The sequence below is a fragment of the Weizmannia sp. CD-2023 genome (genome assembly GCF_036225245.1).
GTDB lineage: Bacteria > Bacillota > Bacilli > Bacillales > Bacillaceae_C > Weizmannia > Weizmannia faecalis.
Genome location: NZ_JARTJQ010000087.1, coordinates 1 through 19,132, shown reverse-complemented (window position 1 = coordinate 19,132; position 19,132 = coordinate 1). Strand labels below are relative to the sequence as shown.

Annotated in this window: 16 protein-coding genes and 1 riboswitch; of the genes, 12 read left to right on the top strand and 4 right to left on the bottom strand. The window is 46.8% G+C overall.

Annotated elements, in window-relative coordinates:
* Nucleotides 1-865 precede the first annotated feature (865 nt).
* The 3 genes from ric to P9687_RS13405 all read right to left on the bottom strand — a co-directional run bounded on the left by ric (nucleotide 866) and on the right by P9687_RS13405 (nucleotide 4,489).
* Nucleotides 866-1,570 carry an iron-sulfur cluster repair di-iron protein gene (gene ric / locus P9687_RS13415; protein ID WP_014096275.1) on the bottom strand — a complete coding sequence of 235 codons (705 nt, stop codon included), beginning with the start codon at nucleotides 1,568-1,570 and terminating at the stop codon, nucleotides 866-868.
* Between the two features lie 561 nt (nucleotides 1,571-2,131).
* On the bottom strand, nucleotides 2,132-2,668 hold the full coding sequence (locus P9687_RS13410; protein ID WP_014096274.1) for a YceI family protein: 537 nt from the start codon (nucleotides 2,666-2,668) through the stop codon (nucleotides 2,132-2,134).
* A gap of 702 nt (nucleotides 2,669-3,370) precedes the next feature.
* Nucleotides 3,371-4,489, bottom strand: a complete 1,119-nt coding sequence (locus tag P9687_RS13405) for an NADH-dependent flavin oxidoreductase (protein ID WP_328228249.1) — start codon at nucleotides 4,487-4,489, stop codon at nucleotides 3,371-3,373.
* Between the two features lie 143 nt (nucleotides 4,490-4,632).
* On the opposite strand from P9687_RS13405, the gene P9687_RS13400 reads away from it, so the two are divergent.
* From P9687_RS13400 to P9687_RS13385, 4 genes are all read left to right on the top strand, one after another.
* Nucleotides 4,633-5,106, top strand: a complete 474-nt coding sequence (locus P9687_RS13400) for a hypothetical protein (protein ID WP_035189167.1) — start codon at nucleotides 4,633-4,635, stop codon at nucleotides 5,104-5,106.
* A gap of 555 nt (nucleotides 5,107-5,661) precedes the next feature.
* Nucleotides 5,662-6,684 carry an HD-GYP domain-containing protein gene (locus P9687_RS13395; RefSeq protein ID WP_328228676.1) on the top strand — a complete coding sequence of 341 codons (1,023 nt, stop codon included), beginning with the start codon at nucleotides 5,662-5,664 and terminating at the stop codon, nucleotides 6,682-6,684.
* A gap of 433 nt (nucleotides 6,685-7,117) precedes the next feature.
* Nucleotides 7,118-8,500 (top strand): glycine--tRNA ligase, encoded by a 1,383-nt coding sequence (locus tag P9687_RS13390; protein WP_061577820.1) that lies wholly within the window; start codon nucleotides 7,118-7,120, stop codon nucleotides 8,498-8,500.
* 978 nt (nucleotides 8,501-9,478) lie between these two features.
* Nucleotides 9,479-9,628, top strand: a riboswitch (cyclic di-AMP (ydaO/yuaA leader).
* Between the two features lie 109 nt (nucleotides 9,629-9,737).
* Nucleotides 9,738-11,558 carry an APC family permease gene (locus P9687_RS13385; protein WP_014096266.1) on the top strand — a complete coding sequence of 607 codons (1,821 nt, stop codon included), beginning with the start codon at nucleotides 9,738-9,740 and terminating at the stop codon, nucleotides 11,556-11,558.
* 174 nt (nucleotides 11,559-11,732) lie between these two features.
* On the opposite strand, the gene P9687_RS13380 is transcribed toward P9687_RS13385, so the two are convergent.
* A complete protein-coding gene (locus P9687_RS13380) occupies nucleotides 11,733-12,569 on the bottom strand; it encodes an undecaprenyl-diphosphate phosphatase (RefSeq protein WP_013858270.1) in 837 nt (278 codons plus the stop codon).
* A 174-nt stretch (nucleotides 12,570-12,743) separates the two neighbouring features.
* On the opposite strand from P9687_RS13380, the gene P9687_RS13375 reads away from it, so the two are divergent.
* The 8 genes from P9687_RS13375 to P9687_RS13340 form a co-directional block, all read left to right on the top strand.
* Nucleotides 12,744-12,929 (top strand): twin-arginine translocase TatA/TatE family subunit, encoded by a 186-nt coding sequence (locus P9687_RS13375; protein ID WP_017551739.1) that lies wholly within the window; start codon nucleotides 12,744-12,746, stop codon nucleotides 12,927-12,929.
* Nucleotides 12,930-13,552: 623 nt separating this feature from the next.
* The gene (locus tag P9687_RS13370; RefSeq protein ID WP_061087122.1) at nucleotides 13,553-14,578 is read left to right on the top strand and encodes an AI-2E family transporter; all 1,026 of its coding nucleotides are present in this window, start codon (nucleotides 13,553-13,555) and stop codon (nucleotides 14,576-14,578) included.
* A 240-nt stretch (nucleotides 14,579-14,818) separates the two neighbouring features.
* On the top strand, nucleotides 14,819-15,619 hold the full coding sequence (locus P9687_RS13365) for an amino acid ABC transporter ATP-binding protein (protein ID WP_372510097.1): 801 nt from the start codon (nucleotides 14,819-14,821) through the stop codon (nucleotides 15,617-15,619).
* A gap of 57 nt (nucleotides 15,620-15,676) precedes the next feature.
* Nucleotides 15,677-15,991, top strand: a complete 315-nt coding sequence (locus tag P9687_RS13360; RefSeq protein WP_061087123.1) for a hypothetical protein — start codon at nucleotides 15,677-15,679, stop codon at nucleotides 15,989-15,991.
* Nucleotides 15,992-16,298: 307 nt separating this feature from the next.
* The gene (locus tag P9687_RS13355; RefSeq protein WP_014096261.1) at nucleotides 16,299-17,114 is read left to right on the top strand and encodes a transporter substrate-binding domain-containing protein; all 816 of its coding nucleotides are present in this window, start codon (nucleotides 16,299-16,301) and stop codon (nucleotides 17,112-17,114) included.
* A 65-nt stretch (nucleotides 17,115-17,179) separates the two neighbouring features.
* Entirely contained in the window at nucleotides 17,180-17,833 is a 654-nt protein-coding gene (locus P9687_RS13350; protein ID WP_014096260.1) for an amino acid ABC transporter permease, read from the top strand.
* Between the two features lie 25 nt (nucleotides 17,834-17,858).
* The gene (locus tag P9687_RS13345) at nucleotides 17,859-18,566 is read left to right on the top strand and encodes an amino acid ABC transporter permease (RefSeq protein ID WP_014096259.1); all 708 of its coding nucleotides are present in this window, start codon (nucleotides 17,859-17,861) and stop codon (nucleotides 18,564-18,566) included.
* A gap of 174 nt (nucleotides 18,567-18,740) precedes the next feature.
* Nucleotides 18,741-19,132: GntR family transcriptional regulator (locus P9687_RS13340; protein ID WP_328228905.1), on the top strand; the 392-nt coding region annotated here is incomplete at its 3' end.

Genomic DNA, 19,132 nt, shown 5'->3' with positions numbered 1-19,132 from the left:
TGTCTTTCATCGGGGTGATGAAGGACAAAAGAGAGGCGTTCGGGCAGCGAAATGTCTTTCATCGGGGTGATGAAGGACAAAAGAGAGGCGTCCAGGCAGCGAAATGTCTTTCATTGGGGTGATGAAGGACAAAAGAGGGGCGTCCGGGCAGTGAAATGTTCTTCATCAGAGCTATGAAAGACAAAAGTGAAGTGCCCGCGCAGCGAATTGTCTTTCATCAAGGTGATGAAAGACAAAAGGGGGTTGCCCACGCAGCAAAATGTCTTTCATCGGAGTTATGAAAGACAAAAGAGAGCTGGAATCCGAGCAAATTGTCCTTTTGGGGGATTCAAAAAGACAAAAGAAAGCCGGACCCGGGGTGAATTGTCCTTTTGGAGGTCTCAAAAAGACAAAAGAAAGCTGGGATCCGGGCAAATTGTCTTTTTGGGGGATTCAAAAAGACAAAAGAGAGCTGGAATCCGAGCAAATTGTCCTTTTGGAGGTCTCAAAAAGACAAAAGAAAGCCGGACCCGGGGCAAATTGTCCTTTTGAAGGTCTCAAAAAGACAAAAGAGAGCTGGGATCCGTACAAATTGTCCTTTTGAAGGTCTCAAAAAGACAAAAGAGAGCTGGAATCCGGGCAAACTGTCCTTTTGGAGGTTTCAAAAAGACAAAAGAAAGCCGGACCCGGGGCAAATTGTCCTTTTGGGGGGTTCAAAAAGACAAAAGAGAGCTGGAATCCGAGCAAACTGTTCTTTTGGAGGTCTCAAAACGACAAAAGAGGAACGCACGCGCAACGAGTTGTCTTTCCCCGGGGCCAGGAAAGAAAAATAAAAAGCAAACCGCCCCTTTTTAAAAGGCTGCCTGGGAGGACAGCCTTTTAAAAGTCAAACGGCTTCTTCGAGCAACCGCTTAAATAGAATATTATTCTCCAGGTGAATGTGCTGGAATGTATCATTTTCAAAATTTTCAAGGCGGTGGTATACGAGCTGGAATGTACGGCATGCCCCTTCCGGCAACGTATAGTCATTCGTAATTTCGCGGAGCCGGTGCAAAATTTCCCCGACAGCAGCATGTTCTGTTTCAAGATCGGTCAAACCGGCTGTCGCGGCTTTCAGGTTAGCGGCAGTTGGAAGGCTTTCGTATGCACGAATGGCCGGGAATTGTTCGGTATCTTCTTTTTCAGTATGCTCCAGCAGTTCTGTTTTTAATTGGTTAAACAGTTTATGCACTTCGATGAGATGCGGGTGGTTGCCGCCGTGGACACGCATCACTTTTGTTACATACGGGCTCAAGTTTGGCAGTTCCTCGCGCAAAAACGCGTGATGGGTGGCCTGAATATAGTTGACAATTTCCGTATAGCCCGCTTCATTCCAATTTTGCTCAGTGCCTTTTCCGGCATATTGGCCATAAAGGTTGCAAATAGCATCAAGTAGTTCATCTGCTGATAGGTTGCGCTTTTCCGCAGCTTCTTTCACAGACACATTGCCGCCGCAACAAAAATCGATACGATTTGCTTTAAACAGATCCGCCGCTTTTGGGAATAAGGTTACGATTTCCCCGACAGTCTGGCTCGTTGTAAAACGTTCCATCGAATTCACTCCTCCATTTCATTGCTGCCTTCATCATAAACCATCAGCACCTGCTTATTTGTGATGCACATCACAGCAATTGAGGAAAGTTCTTATTTATGTTAAGGAAGCGCGAAAAAACGAAGGCCTTCCTTCATATAGAGTGCGTTTACATTAAGGAAGCGTGGAAAAAAGAAAGCCTTTCTTCACATAGAGTGCGTCTATGTTAAGGAAGCGTGGAAAAACGAAGGTCTTCCTTCACCTAGAGTGCGTCTATGTTAAGGAAGCGCGGAAAAAAGACGGTCTTCCTTCACCTAGAGTGCGTCTATGTTAAGGAAGCGTGAAAAAAAGACGGCCTTCCTTCACCTAGAACCCGTCTACGTTAAGGAAACACAAAAAAAAGACTTCCTTTCTTCACATAGGGCGCGTCTATGTTAAGGAAGCACGCAAAAATGAAGTCCTTTCTTCACCTAGAGTCCGGCTATGTTATTTATATAGAAAAAAAGCATCCCAAAACCTTGGCCATAAGAAGCATGATCTGCCCAAAGAAAAAAGCGCCAATCTAAATTGGCGCCTCCGCAATTATTCCGCTTTGCTTGCTTCTAATTCCACCGTAAATTTGATTTCATCGCCAACGAGGACACCGCCTGTTTCAAGGGCTGCGTTCCAAGTAAGGCCGTAATTGCTCCGTTTTACGGTCCCTTCTGCACTAAAGCCGGCTGTTTCCGCGCCGCTCATCGGGTTTTTCGAAATCCCTTCAAATGTGACTTTAAATGTTTCTTCTTTTGTCACGCCATGAATCGTTAAATCACCGGTAACGTTATAATCATTGTCCCCTGCCTTTGTAACCGACTTGGAAACAAATGTAATATTCGGATATTGTTCAACATCTAAGAAATCTGCAGAACGAAGATGATTATCGCGGTCATCATTTTTCGTATGAATGCTGCTGGCATCAACAATAAAAGAAACTTTTGCATCCGTTAAATCTTGGGGATCAGCTTCGATTTCGGCTTCGAATTTTTGAAAAGACCCTTTTACTTTTGAAATCATCATATGTTTTACTGTGAAATCAATGGTGCTATGTGCATAGTCAACTGCCCATTTTGTTTTTGTCATCCTAAATTCCTCCTGTTTTTAAAACTTACTTTTCGTAACTTAGTTTAATATTGTAAGTGAAAAAAGTCAAGAAAACCGAACCCATTTTTTTAAAAGGGTTCGGTTTCTAAATCTGCAGGTAGGCAGAACCCTGCATGTTAACAGTGTTTTTGCACTTTCTTTCGCAGTATAGTGGTTCTTACACCAGGCAGAATCCTGCATGTTAACGGTGTTTGCGGGAACCAATCCGGGTACGCCGTAAGTCGCGCAAAAGCCGCGTGCTGAAAACCCGCATCAATGCGTGCCAGTCAATAACTGGAGAAGGCAGGTAATCCCAGCCCAAAAATTGCATGCCAACTTATATATAATGATGCCCATTCCATCGCATCTATATACTCCGGCTTTAGCTCTAGGCCAGATTGGACAGGTGCAGCCATTCATTCCTTGACCATTACATATGCTTCAATTCAGTTGTCAACCGAGCTTCGCGGCGCAGCCATTCATTCCTTGGTCATTACATATGCTTCAATTCGATCGCCAACCGAGCTCCGCGGCAAAGCCATTCATTTCTTGACAATTGCGTATGCTCAATTCGATCGCCAACCGAGCTTCGCGGCAAAGCCATTCATTCCTTGGCCATTACGTAAACTTCAATTCGTGTATCAACCGAGCCTCGCAAGCGCAGCCATTCATTCTTTGACAATGCCGTGCAACATGCAGATGTCATTCTGCAAACGGGAACCAGCCCGGCGTTGAGATGATCATCTTCCACAGCGGTTCCGGAATAACGAGCCGTTCGCGGTCGTCTTTTCTTAACGCGGTTTGAATTGCATCCTCCTGGCCGGCTTTAATTTTTTCCACCCAATGCGGCTCCATGACAAGCTCACGGCCGAGGGCAATAAGCGGTACATCGGTTTCCATTGCCTTCAAAACCTCGTCTCCTGTGTGCAGGGAGCCGACGCCGATCAAAGGCACGCGGCCTGCGACATGTTCCACGATCTGTTCCATGCGCGGACGGCCGGGTTCACCGCCGCGGCGGGCTTTAGACCAGAAGTGCTGCAGGGAAATATGCACATAGTCGAGCTCTTTTTCCATCAGCGCATCCAAAAGCGCGAACGTGTCATCCATCGTAATCCCCGGTTCGTACGGTTCTTCCGGGGATAAGCGGTATCCGACTAAAAACGGCCGGTCCGCATATTCCGTCACCGTTTTTTTCACAGCATCGACGACAGCAAGCGGGAATGCAAGCCGTTTTTCCAGACTGCCGCCCCACTCGTCTTCACGCCGGTTCGTATAAGGGGAGAAAAATTGCTGAATCAGATAGCCGTTTGCGCCGTGAATTTCAACGCCATCAAAACCAGCTTCGATCACGCGGCGTGTTGCTTCGCCGAATGCTTTCACAATTTCAGCGGTTTCTTCTCCCGTCAACGCGCGTGCATGGACGCTGCCGTCTGACGAATCTGTTTCACTTGCGCTCACAACATCCCCGCCCGGCACGAGTTCAGCCGGGCATTCGCGGCCACCATGGTGGATTTGCACAACCGCTTTTGCACCGTTTTGCTGAATCGTTTGTGCTAGTTTTTTCATGCTCTCAACCATTTCGTCTGTATGCGCGCCAGGTTGCCCGGTAAACGCTTTGCCGTTTTCCGTAACATTGGCACATGCCGTCACGACCATCCCCGGCCCTTTGGCACGTTCTTCATAATAACGCAGCTCGGCAGCGGAAATCGTGCCGTCATCATTCGAGGAATAATGGGTCATCGGCGCCATCACGATGCGGTTTTCCGCCCTGACGCCGCTTTTAAACGTAATGGGTTCAAACAGTTTATCGTATTTGCTCATGGTCATGCTCCTTTCCTGGTTGCTTTCGCTTTTTTATTATGTTCCAATCTGTAAAAAAACGAAAATGAAAAGCACCGATCAAACCATGCAGGCATATCATATAGGAAAGTATTTTTTACATCATGAATTGGGAGACGTGAATGATGAGTGATGTCCTTTTACTGCTTCAAATGGTGGCAAAAAGGTTGAGTATCCTTTCGTTGATTACAGCGGTATTGCTGTTGTTGTCCCATTTATGGCTGTACGCTGTATTCACGTTCATCATAATGGGCGGGCTGATTTGCGTTGACAGGATCATCAGTGAAAAAGGCAATTCACGGGCAGCGGAAAACCAGCGCTATTATACTTTGATCGTTGTGACAGATGAAGATTGGCATGAAGAAGAGCATGTGCCGTTTCTTGAAATGGATCATGTCTCCTTAGAGCTGCATTATCAATATGAAGATATCCGTCGCATCAATCCGTTGATCCAGCTGCAGGCGTTTCCCGGATTTGTTCTCGTCGAAACGGATGATACAAAAAGAATAGAGGAATCGTTGCAAAACCCGGCGCTCGTTACAGGAAACTATGCGGAAGTCATCCGTTTTCTGAAACAGGAAAGCGCGGCGGAAAGCTGAAAAAGAAACAGGAATCCAAGCAAAGCCTGATCCCCCGTTTGTCTCGAAAATTGCGTGGGAGCAGTCTTTTTCCGAAACAGGAAGTGTGACGGGAAAGCTAAAATAGATGCGGGAATCCAAGTAAAGCAAAGCCGATGCCCGTTTGTCTCGAAAATTGCGTGGGAGCGGTCTGTTTTCTGAAACAGAAAGCGCGGCGGGAAGCTGAAAAAACTGAATATCAAGCAACCATGCAAAGCCCGATGTCTGTCCGGAGAGGATTTTGTTTTTTGAAGTAGGAAACCCGCGCCAAAAATTGAAGTAGAACGGGATATTGCGTGGGCTTGATCTTCTGAAACGCGGGAAAGTACGAGAAATTTGAAATGAGGTGGAAATTCAAAAAAGCAAAGTTGCTCCCCGTTTGAGAATTGTGCGGAGATGGTCCGTTGTTTGAAGTCGAAAATCATGGCAGGCAGCGGAACATAAATGAACTTTTTAAGAAAAATCGGAAAGGCTCCTTTTCACTAACATTTCCTGTGTTAAAATGTAAAAAAAGTACGTTCAAGGGGAGCTTTTTCAATGGTGTTTCAAAAAGGGGAAAAGTTAGAAGAAGATTTGTACTCCAATAGCGGTGTCCTGTTGCTGCGGAAAGGGACGTTTCTTACAGAAAGGCTCGCTGCCATTTTAAATAAATATGAAGTCCTGCGCGATCCGGAATTGGACGGCAGGCGCATTGCCACCGAAGTGCCCGGGATCTTCCATGACCTATTATATGAGAGTATTTACCATGAAATGGAAGAACTCCAGCGCATCATTCAAGTGAAAACAACCCTTTGTGATGCAGAAGTGGAGAGTATGGAAAAAAATTTTCGCAAGTTTTACAAAGAAGTGTTTACGACCCGGACGTCTATTTTGGAACTAATGGAGCATTTCTCTGCTGACGAATATTTGTTCAAACACTGTATCCATGTCGGGCTGATCGCTGCTAATATTGGGAAAATTTTGAAGTTGCATCCCGAAAAGCAAAGCCTACTGGCGCAAATGGGGCTTTTCCACGATATTGGCAAGTTCACCATTGACCCGCAAATTCTCAATAAACCGGGAAGACTAACAGATGCAGAGTTTGCCTTGATCAAGAAGCATCCGGAAGCGGGTTACCGGCTGCTTGAGAAAACATCGCTCGACCCGATGATTTTAAAAGGGACCCTAATGCACCATGAACGGCTGGACGGCTCAGGCTATCCGGATGGCAGGAAAACCATTCCTTTTCTTGTCAGAATTTTATCGGTGGCGGATACGTTTGACGCCATTTGTTCCAACCGCGCATACCGCAGGAGGCAGCCGGTGTTTTTTGCAATTGACGAGTTAATGGCGGACGCCGATGCTGGCCGGCTCGATCGGGAAATTGTCCTCCCGTTTGCCAACTTTCTGATGGAAAATTACCGGAAACAGCCGATTACACTGCGTAACGGGGTGAAAGGGAGCATTCTCCGGATTCATCCGCTTCATCCAAACCAGCCTGTTCTTAAAGTCGAAGGTTATCCGGTTTTAAACCTGATGGAACAAAACCTGACCTTGTTTCAAATTGCCAATCCCTATTAACCGGGGATTCTTATGTACGTACCCAATGTAAAAAAGACAAAGCGTATCTTTATGGAGACGAAGAGCGAAGGGTGAGACAAAACGCCACAATAACGGATTACAACATTCATACCCAAGCCGGGCATTGACTTGTCCTGCCCGGTTTTGGTATAGTATTTCTATTCAAATAGCGACGATGAAGGATCAATAGTAGCCGGAACTTTTCCTTTTAAAGCGAGCCGGGGGCGGTGGAAGCTCGGCAAGGAACCCGGTGAAACGGCAGTCCGGAGTTTTTTTCATGGAAAGTGGGTGCGAAAATTTCGCATCAACTGGGGTGGAACCGCGGGAATTCAAGCTCTCGTCCCCAGGCTGTTGCCTGGAGCCGGGAGCTTTTTATATGGAAACATTCCCGTCCCCAGGGGAAACCATTTCAATGAAAAAAGGAGAGATGACAATGAGCGTCACGATGGATCAAATCGTCTCGCACGCGAAACACCGCGGGTTTATTTTCCCGGGTTCGGAAATTTACGGAGGACTTGCCAACACTTGGGATTATGGCCCGCTCGGCGTCGAATTCAAAAACAACGTCAAAAAAGCCTGGTGGAAAAAATTCATCCAGGAGTCGCCGTACAATGTCGGCCTTGATGCTGCCATTCTGATGAACCCGCGCACATGGGAAGCAAGCGGCCACCTCGGCAATTTTAATGACCCGATGATCGACTGCAAACACTGTAAAGCCCGGCACCGTGCCGACAAACTGATCGAAAATGCCCTGCATGAAAAAGGGATCGACATGATTGTTGACGGCCTGCCGTTTGAAAAAATGGAAGCGCTGATTAAAGAGCATGACATCGCCTGCCCGGATTGCGGCAGCAAAGACTGGACCGGCATCCGCCAGTTTAATCTGATGTTCAAAACGTACCAGGGTGTAACCGAAGACAGCACGAATGAATTGTATTTGCGCCCGGAAACCGCACAAGGCATTTTTGTCAATTTTAAAAATGTACAACGGACAATGCGTAAAAAATTGCCGTTCGGGATTGCCCAAATCGGAAAAAGTTTCCGGAACGAAATCACCCCGGGGAACTTCATTTTCCGTACGCGCGAATTCGAGCAGATGGAACTTGAATTTTTCTGCAGGCCGGGCGAAGAGCTCAAATGGTTTGACTACTGGAAACAGTATGCGCGCGAATTTTTGCTGAATCTCGGCATGAGGGAAGAAAACTTGCGGCTGCGCGACCATGAAAAAGAAGAACTATCCCACTACTCGAACGCGACCACCGACTTTGAATACAACTTCCCGTTCGGCTGGGGCGAACTGTGGGGCATAGCCTCCCGTACTGATTACGACCTGAAACGCCATATGGAATATTCCGGCGAGGATTTCACTTATCTTGACCAGGAAACGAATGAACGCTTTGTTCCGTACTGCATTGAGCCGTCGCTCGGGGCGGACCGTGTAGCGCTGGCATTTCTGATTGACTCTTATGCAGAAGAGACACTTGAAGACGGCACAAGCCGCACGGTCATGCACCTGCACCCTGCCCTTGCGCCATACAAAGCCGCGGTTTTGCCGCTGTCGAAAAAATTATCGGATGAAGCACGCGACATTTTTGCGGATTTGTCGAAAACGTTTATGGTTGACTTTGACGAAACCGGGTCGATCGGCAAGCGATACCGCCGCCAGGACGAAATCGGCACGCCGTTTTGCATCACATACGACTTCGATTCGCGCGACGACCATATGGTGACCGTCCGCGACCGTGACACAATGGAGCAAACCCGTGTGCCAATCACGGAACTTAAAGCCTTTTTGGAAGAAAAAATTAAGTTTTAAAAAAAAGCCCGCAGCTTGCGGGTTTTTTTCTTTGGTGGTGCGCCAGGTCAGCCATAAGCAAATCTATCCTGATCGTAATGGATTTTGGCGTTTGGAACGCCTAATTAGACCATAATTAGACATTTTTAACGGGTTTTACGCTTGGATTTGTCCAATTAGAACGCCTAACTAGACATTTTCAACGGGTTTTCGCCTAATTTGTCTAATTGGATGCGGCGTGTTTTGTCCTTTTGACAGGTTCAAAGGGACATTTCATTCCCGGATGCGGCATGTTTTGTCCTTTTGACAGGTTCAAAAGGACATTTCGGGCCCGGATGCAGCTCGTTTTGTCTTTTTGACGGCTTCAAAAGGACATTTCGGGCCCGGATGCAACTCCTTTTGTCCTTTTGACAGGTTCAAAAGGACATTTCATTCCCGGATGCGGCACGTTTTGTCCTTTTGACAGGTTCAAAAGGACATTTCGTTACCTGATGCAGCTCGTTTTGTCTTTTTGACGGCTTCAAAAGGACATTTTGGGCCCGGATGCAATTCCTTTTGTCCTTTTGACAGGTTCAAAAGGACATTTCATTCCCGGATGCGGCACGTTTTGTCCTTTTGACAGGTTCAAAAGGACATTTCGGGCCCGAATGGAGCTCCTAATTAGACAATTCCACCGGGTTCGCACCTCTTTTGGTCTTATGTTTCCAATTGATCCGCCTGCCCCAAGAGGCCATCTTTTCATCCCCAGGTTTTACCTTCCTAACTCTGTTTATCTCTTTACTCCGGATTTGCCGAAAAACCTTGCTTTTTGCATGCTTTAGGCACATTCGGATATTCTACAAAAGAAGCATGATCGAAAATTAGGTACTGTGAATAAAGACAGTTTGCCCGGGGATATGGCGGGTAAAGATGGACATACCGAAACGCAATTGCGAAATAGTCTTTACAAACCATGGTAACGGGAGTAAGATAGGATGTCGTATGAAAAATTTGTGTTTCATAACTGAACCGCTTAATCCGGAAACGGAACGGGGGAACCAGGTTGGCGGCCGCGCGCCGCTTTGGGGTGAAGCCTTTTTTTAAAAAGGCAGGGCCACTCTTATGCCCGAACCCGACAGCTAACCCCGTCAGCGTTATAAGAGAGGATGTGAAACTGTGATCGGGCAATAGACCACAGGGGAGATAAATTCTCTTTGTGGTTTTTCTTATTTTTGGGGAAGCATTTTTGAAACACTGCAGATAAAAGGAGACAATTCAAATGTTCACCACGATAAAACGATTGTTAATTGGGAGACCGCTGCGTTCAAATGAACTCGAAGGCCAGAAGCTGACCAAGTTAAAAGCACTGGCCATTCTGTCATCCGACGCACTTTCATCTGTTGCATACGGGCCTGAACAGGTGCTGATTGTACTTGCCACAGTGGGGACGCTGGCATTTTGGTATTCTATTCCAATTACAGTCGGCATTTTAATTTTATTGGCTGCACTTATTTTATCTTATCGCCAGGTCATTTACTCTTATCCGCAAGGCGGCGGGGCATACCTTGTCTCGAAAGAAAATCTCGGCGTCACCCCCGGCCTTCTTGCAGGCGGATCCTTGCTGGTGGACTACATTTTAACGGTGGCCGTTTCCGTCTCAGCCGGAACAGATGCCATTACTTCCGCGTTTCAGAGCTTGCATCCGTACAGTGTGCAGATTGCGGTTTTTCTCGTTCTGATCATTACGATTTTGAATTTGCGCGGGCTGACGGAATCAGCCAATGTGCTCGCATACCCGGTTTACCTGTTCGTATTTGCATTGATTGTCATCATTGTTGTCGGTTTATTTAAAACCGTAACGGGGCAAGTTCCGCAAAACCTGCATCCGCATATCGGTACGCCGGTCGCCGGCATTTCACTGTTTCTTTTGCTAAAAGCTTTCTCATCCGGCTGTTCGGCATTGACAGGGGTCGAAGCCATTTCCAACGCGATCCCGAACTTTCGCGACCCGGCACCGAGAAACGCAGCCCGCACGCTTGCCATGATGGGTATCATTCTGGCATCGCTTTTAGCGGGCATCAGTTTTCTCGCATACTGGCTCGGCATTGCGCCGAAAGAAACAGAAACCGTTGTATCGCAAATGGCACACCGGACACTTGGCAACGGTGTTTTGTACTATTTCGTCCAGGCAACTACGGCTTTAATTCTCGTGCTTGCTGCGAACACCGGATTCTCTGCGTTCCCGCAGCTCGCTTTTAACTTGGCGAGGGACAAATTTATGCCGCGCATGTTCACGATCCGCGGTGACCGGCTTGGTTACTCAAACGGAATTATTTTTCTCGGCGTTGCTTCCATGATTTTAATTGTCGCATTCCAGGGCAATACCGAGCGCCTCATTCCGTTGTACGCAGTCGGCGTGTTCATTCCGTTTACCCTTGCGCAATGCGGCATGATTGTGAAATGGGTCACTCAAAGACCGAGAGGCTGGGCCGGCAAAATGTCGGTCAACTTTGTCGGTGCCATTATTACATTTAGCGTCCTTGCGATTTTATTCATTACGAAATTCACGCAAGTATGGCCGGTTTTGATTTTCCTGCCGATCGTCATGTTTATTTTCCGGAAAGTGAACCGGCATTACGAGGCGGTCGGCGAGCAGTTGCGGATTAAAGGGGTGTTTCAGGAAGAAATCCACTCCAATGTGATCATTGTCCCGGTGGCCGGCATTACAACGGTCGTGGAACGGACGATTAATTATGCAAAATCGCTCTCGGATCAGGTCATAGCCGTTTATGTCGCTTTTGACCATGAAGACGAGAAGAGAATGGAAGAAAAATGGAAAGAGTGGGACTGTGGTGTCCGCCTTGTCACCCTGCACTCGTCTTACCGGAGCATTGTCCAGCCGCTTGCCAAATTTTTGGAAATTATCCAGCGGAAAGCAAAAGAAAACAAGTACCAGGTCATGGTACTCATTCCACAGTTCATTCCGAAAAAACGCTGGCAAAACATTTTGCACAACCAGTCCGCGCTCCTCATCCGGATGCGCCTTCTCTGGGAAAAAGACGTTGTCGTTGCAACAATGCCCTACCATTTTAAAAAATAACAAATCTGGATGCACCATTTTCACTGCAATACGGCTGTATCAAAAAAGGCTGCCCGCCACGCGTTCGGCAGCCTTTTTTGATGAGCAGAACAAATTACCGTAGACGCTTCGTTCAACATCAAACGCGGCAAAAGCCAAAATAAAAAAGCCGCGCAACGCCGCGCAGCCAAAATCTTATCGGTTCCAAATCAAAAGAAGCAAAACAATCGCCAAAAGGATGCGGTATATCGCAAACGGGACCAGCTTTACCTTGTTGATCAGTGCGAGGAAAAACTTGATCGCGATTAAGGCGAAAATAAACGCGCTGATGAATCCGGTAATAAAGAACGGAATCGTCTCAGGTGTTACGGCACCCCAATGCTTTACAAGCGAAAGAAAGCTCGCGCCAAACATGATCGGCACGGCCATAATAAACGTAAAGTCCGCTGCCGCACGGTGACTCATGCCAAGCAAGACGCCGCCTGAAATCGTGGAGCCGGAACGTGAAAAACCCGGCCACAGGGCAAGACATTGAAAAAGCCCAACCACAAACGCCTGTCTATATGTAATCTGGTCGACCGTCTCCGTCTTCGGCCGACGTGGGCGCGTGAGATCCGCTACAATCATCAAAATGGCTCCAACCACCAGGGCAACAAGTACCGTATTCACCGAAAACAGATGGGCATCAATATAGTCTTCAAACAAAAAGCCGAGCACAGCCGCCGGAACGAGCCCGGTAATCACATGCGTCAATCTCAGCCGTTCACCGTACATCTGCTCTCTCGTAATATTTTTTTTCAGGCCAAGCAAATTTAAAAATCTGTCCCAAAAAACCACAACCATCGCCATAATGGACCCAAGCTGGATCACCACTTTAAATACATTTGCCGCTTCAGTGCCATAAAGATGATTCGATTTCAAAATCAAGTCATCCACAATAATCATATGGCCCGTCGAAGAAACCGGGGCAAACTCTGTCAGCCCCTCCACAAGGCCGAGAATGGCGGCCACAAACAAATTCCACAAATGCAAAAACGTCACCTCCAGACTACATTATTCTACCATGGACACCGGCCAAAACGAATAAATTTTTTACGAACCCCGCCATGCTTAATCAGAAAATAAATTGAATTCAAGTGATTATAAGTTGAAAATGTTTACAATACACTATAAGATAAAGATAAAGAAGCCCGGGGAGGGGAAAAAATGCCTGGAAATCTCAGCTTTGGCGAAGTTCTCATTATTCTTGTTGTTGCCCTATTAATTTTCGGCCCGTCGAAACTCCCGCAGCTTGGAAGGGCAGCCGGCCAAACATTGCGCGAATTCAAAAAAGGCGTGCGTGACGCCATTGACGAAGAAGAAAAGCCGCAAGTGAAAAAAAGTAAATCATAACCATAGGCCGCTGTAAAACGCAGCGGCCCATTTTTTGCATGCACCCCGCCATTTTCCGAACGCTTTTCATGGTAAAACACCGAAAGACGACCGCCCTGACACCTTCACGAGCCGTCGTGTAAAAATACGACCAGCATACTGCCACTTTTCATCTCATTGCCAGTGCTGCAAAAAATGTCTGATCCTTTTTGCGAAAAACGCAGCAGCCAGTTTTTTATTCGCGCTGCCGTCATCCGAACATTTTTCACGGTAAAACACCGAAAGACGACCGCCCTGACACCTTCACGGGCCGAAAATGCAGCCGTAACGCCCTGTCCCCGGGGACGGATTCAATTTTCCTGATCGTGCTATATAAGTTGAACCAAACATTAGTTGCCAGAAGCAATGTCTATCCTGATCGTAATTGATTTTGACGCGAAAAACTTAAGTTCTTTTTATATAGCAGCAGGAACGGAGGGCTCCCCATGGGCTGATTCATCTGTATGGTTTATTTCCTTTTATGGCAGGAAAAAATTTTACACATCCCTCGCCGGCTAAATTACTTGAACCGGCTATAAATGTGTTAAGATAAGGGTAAACAGAAAAATGGTTCCTTTGAATCCGGAGGGGGTAATAACAATACGATGGAAGACCGGCTGTTTTCATTATTTCAAAAACGGGGGGTCAGAAGGGTTCTTATCTTTGTGCTGATCACACTTATCCTGTATTTTCTGCGCAGCATGATGGACCTGATGCTGCTCACCTTTATTTTTTCCTATCTTGTCAACAGACTGCAAAAAATTGTGACAAGATGGTTTCCGATCAAACGCAGACTGGCTGTTTTGATCGTGTACATTTTAATTCTCGGTGGCCTCATACTCGGCGTGATCAAATATTTTCCGATCCTGGTCAATGAAATTACCCAGCTTGTTATGCAGATTTCCGATTTTTACACAAAACCTCAGCACAATGAAGTACTGAATTATATTGTGAAAAACATCCAGGAAAAGAAAATTGTCGACTACGCACAAAAAGGCGTTTCTATCCTGTTCGATTATTTTACAAGCATCAGCAAAGTCAGCATCCAGGTCTTCATGGCCATTATCCTGAGTTTGTTTTTCCTGCTTGAAAAAGAGCGGATCATCCGTTTTACAAAACAGTTTAAAAAGAGCAAACTTGCAGCGTTTTACGATGAAATCGAGTATTTCGGTGTCAAATTTGTAGGGACATTCGGGAAAGTGATCGAGGCCCAGTTCATTATCGCCGTTGTGAATTCCGTTCTTACTACGATCGGTCTCTGGATTCTCGGCTTTCCGCAGTTATTCGGGCTCGCCATTCTCATTTTTGCTCTCGGCCTTATCCCGGTCGCCGGCGTTTTCATCTCGCTCATTCCGCTCTGTATCATCGCTTACAGCATCGGTGGCGGAATGAAAGTACTGTATGTCCTCATTTTGATTGTCATCGTGCATGCCGTGGAAGCCTATGTGCTGAATCCGCAGCTGATGTCCTCAAAAACGAATATGCCTGTTTTTTACACTTTTCTCATTTTAATTTTTTGTGAGCATTTTTTCGGTCTGTGGGGGCTCATTCTTGGTATTCCCATTGTGATGTTCTTCCTTGATGTTCTTGAAGTTACCGGCCAAAGTACGGAGCCAAAGAAAAAAACATAATGTGTACAATACACCAGCCGTTCCAAAAGAGGTAAGCATTTTGGAACGGCTTTTTTCACAGATGAATTCCTTGCTAAACGCTTTCTGACATTGAATTCTCACCAGACTTTAGTCCTAGAGACCGCTTGGGTTTTTAATATTTTAAAAAAATAACTCTTCCCGGAAAATCCATCTTAAAAAACAGAAAAATACCTTCAATAAAAATATTGATGTTATCTGAATAGATTGATATACTCTAAAATAGGGAGTAATGGAAGGTTTCTAAATACTGGAAGCGCACACCAAAAAGATGAGCAGCCGGGAGGTGATGATGTGATTTCATTCCGTCATGTCAACAAATACTATGGTGATTTTCACGTTTTAAAAGATATTAACCTTGAAGTAAAAGAAGGGGAAGTCGTCGTTGTGATCGGGCCTTCCGGATCAGGGAAGAGTACAATGCTCCGCTGCATCAACCGTCTGGAAGACATCACGGACGGCGAGCTCTTCGTCCGCAATATGAAAGTCAATGACAAAAAAACCGATATCAACGATCTTCGCAAAAACATCGGCATGGTCTTCCAGCACTTCAATTTGTATCCGCATAGAACTGTCTTGCAAAATATCACGCTGGCGCCGATCAAAGTGCTGGGCCAAAGTAAGGAAGAAGCGGAAAAAAAGGCGATGCACTACTTGGAAAGGGTGGGCATTCCGGATAAAGCAAACGCCTACCCGTCACAGTTATCAGGCGGCCAGCAGCAACGTGTCGCAATTGCCAGGGGGCTGGCAATGGAGCCGGACATTATGCTGTTTGACGAACCGACATCTGCCTTGGATCCCGAGATGATCGGAGAAGTGCTCGACGTTATGAAAGCACTCGCAAAAGACGGTATGACGATGGTAGTTGTCACGCACGAAATGGGCTTTGCCCGCGAAGTGGCGGACCGCGTCCTTTTCATGGACCAGGGGAGAATCATTGAGGACAATACGCCGGAAGACTTTTTCAAAAACCCGCGTGAAGAACGCGCCCGCACCTTTTTAAACCGTGTGCTGAACCATTAACCACAGGCCATGGTACATACACTTGCAAAACATGTGTATCCGGGCAGGATGCTAAAAATGGAAGCAAACGACCGCGGCTATTGGGTACACGCATGTCGGCCGTCGATCGCCGGAAAGCCGGCTACGAATGGTGGCCAAACATCCTGCATCACGCCCGGGCAGGATGCTAAAAATCGGGTGCAAACCATACGCGGTTATCAGGTCCATACATGGCGGCATCAATCGCCGGAAAGCCGGTTACGATGGCGGCCAAACACCCTGCATCACGCCCGGGCAGGATGCCAGAAATCGGAAGCAAACGATCCGCGGCTATCGGGTGCACGCATGGCGGCATCACTGCCGGAAAGCCGTTTTCTCGTGGCGGCCAAATAACCTGTACCACGCGGGTCAGGATGCCAAAAAATGAAAGCAAACGATCCGCGGCTATCGGGTACACGTACGGTGGCCGTCAATCGCCGGGAAAGCCGGTTCCAGTCGCAGTCATAAACCATTTGCATCTGCATATACATTCATATCCGGGGATGGTGCGCAATCATGGCCATAAGCCAAGGAATGGTAGGTGCCGGCCCGCGGGAATACCGTGCTACTCAAAGCAGTACCAGCATAAAACATTTATCATTGGGGACTTCCGCAAAGCGCTTGCTTTCGCGGTGACCATAAATAAAAAAGGGGGATTCAAATGGGAAAGGTCAAAAAATGGTTAGCAGCAGGATTGGTTTTCATTTTGGCAGCAGCACTGGTTGCAGGCTGCGGCAAATCAAAATCGACAGGCGGATCCGGTTCTGCAAGCGATGATCCGATCAAAAAAATCGAAGACAGAGGGAAATTGGTCGTTGGAGTCAAATATGATACATATCTATTTGGCTACAAAGACCCTAAAACCGGAAATGTGGAAGGCTTTGATGTAGACATTGCCAAAGCGATTTCCAAGAAAATTTTCGGTGACAAAGTCAAAGTCGAACTGAAAGAAGTCACATCGAAAACCCGGATTCCAATGCTGCAAAACGGCGATGTTGACATGGTTGTCGCTACCATGACGATTTCGCCGGATCGTAAAAAAGTGGTCGACTTCTCGGATGTTTATTTTGACGCCGGCCAGTCGCTCCTTGTGAAAAAAGGAAGCAAGATTAAGAGCGTCAAAGACTTGACGAAAGGCACAAAAGTCTTGACGGTAAAAGGTGCGACATCTGGTGACAACGTCAGAAAAGCCGCTCCGGATACAACCGTGTTAGAGTATGAAAACTATCAAGAAGCATTCACGGCTTTAAAATCCGGCAAAGGCGATGCACTGACAACCGACAACTCGATTCTGTACGGCATGGCCGCCCAAGACTCGAACTACCAGGTTGTAGGTGGCACTTTCACGAAAGAACCGTACGGCATTGCCATGAAAAAAGGCAATACGAAACTCGTAAAAGCCGTCAACAAAGCTTTGAAAGAACTGAAAGACAGCGGGGAATACGACAAAATCAAAAACAAATGGATCAAAGAATAAGGATAAGGGGTGGGCAAAATCGCCCATCCCTTTCTCCTGATTAAACCGCAAAGGAGTGAAACAGCGTGCTTGATTTTTCCATCCTCACCGACAATATCGACTTATACATGAAAGGTTTTGTCAATACGATTAAAATCAGCATCATCGGCCTTGTCGCCAGTTTCATTCTCGGCAACCTCATTGCCGTGTTCAGGCTGGCCCCTGTGAAACTGCTGAATTTTATCGGCGCAGTCTACGTTGAAGTCATCCGCAATATTCCGTTAATCCTGACCGGTTTCTTTTTCTATAACGGGCTCAGCTATTTTCATATTAATTTAAGCGGCTTTATCGCGGGCACCATTGCGCTCTCCATTTACACCGCCGCTTTTATTGCGGAAGCCGTACGTGCCGGCATTCAATCGGTGGACAAAGGTCAGCTTGAAGCCGCACGGTCAACTGGTCTGACATATACCCAGGCGATGCGTTACGTCGTCCTTCCGCAGGCGATCAAAATCGTCATTCCGCCGATCGGCAACCAATTCCTGAACCTGGTCAAAAACTCTTCGATCCTCGGTGTTTTTGCGGGACTCGACCTCATGTACTACGCCGATCTCATTCATGAAAAAACATGGATCACTTTTGATACGTATATTTTCGTCGGCATGTTTTATCTCATTCTGACGATCCCGCTCAGCCTGCTTGTCAACTATCTTGAACGCCGGCTGGCCAGAAGCAGTTGAATCATATTTAAAGGAGGGAAATGCGATGGATTTTGCCGGAGCTTATTCAAGTGGAAACCTGGCGTATTTGCTGAAGGGTTTTGCGGTGACATTGGAAGTGGCTTTTGTTGCAATCGTGTTGAGTTTTCTCATCGGCTGTATTCTCGGCATCTTGCGTTACGCCAAAATTCCAATTTTATCGCCAATCGTGGCACTTGTTGTGGAAATCACCCGGAACTTGCCACTGATTTTGATTATTTTCTTTACATATTTTGCCTTGCCTGAAGTCGGCATGAAAATGAGCGTCACGGCAGCAGCCATTTCGGCGCTGACGGTGTTCGAATCCGCGATGATTGCTGAAATTGTGCGCGGCGGCCTGAACGCCATCCCGAAAGGCCAGATCGAAGCTGCCCGTTCATCCGGCTTGAAATATATCCAAACCTTGTGGTACATCATCCTGCCGCAAGCTTTGAAAAAAATGATCCCGCCGCTTGTGAGCCAGTTCATCTCGCTTTTAAAAGATACGTCGCTTGCGATCATCATTGCACTGCCGGAACTGTTACACAATGCAAAAGGGATTTACAACGGGGAAGGCGGATCAAAATACATCATCCCGATTCTGCTCATGGCAGCTTTCATGTATTTTGTTGTCAACTACTTGCTTTCGATTCTCGCGCGCCGGCTCGAAAAGCGCCTCGACCCGGACCGTTCCGCTGCCAAACAGCTTGTGAACACAACAGAAAATTTGCTCTAGGGGAACCTGTCCTGAGGTTCCTTTTTTTTGCGCAGCTTTTCTCATGATAGAGATGTTTGCGATTGCTGATTTTCATTCGCAAAGTTGCAAAATAAATCAAATCCCCATTGCTTTTTTGTGCTAACTGTTATACAATATATATAACAAATAACCCAAATAAAAGAGATGATGTTCATGCTCATGAAAATCGACCTTGAATCGGATGTCCCTATTTACCAACAGCTGCATAACAGCATCATGGAAGGGATTGCGTCAAAAGAGCTGGCACCGGGCGATTCGCTTCCATCGGTAAGGGCGATGGCATCCGATCTCGGCGTCAACATGCACACGGTCAATAAAGCCTACCAAATCTTGAAGCAGGAAGGCTTTATCCAGATCCACCGGCAAAAAGGGGTTGTCATCCAGCCTGACCAGATGCCCCCGGCCGATGAACCATATCTTGAAAGCCTTACGGGAAAACTGCGCCCGCTCATCAGTGAAGCGATCTGCCGCGGCCTGGACGAAAAGCAATTTTTAAAAATATGCGAAAAGCTATACAACGACATTCAAAAGTCCTACGGTGTGAT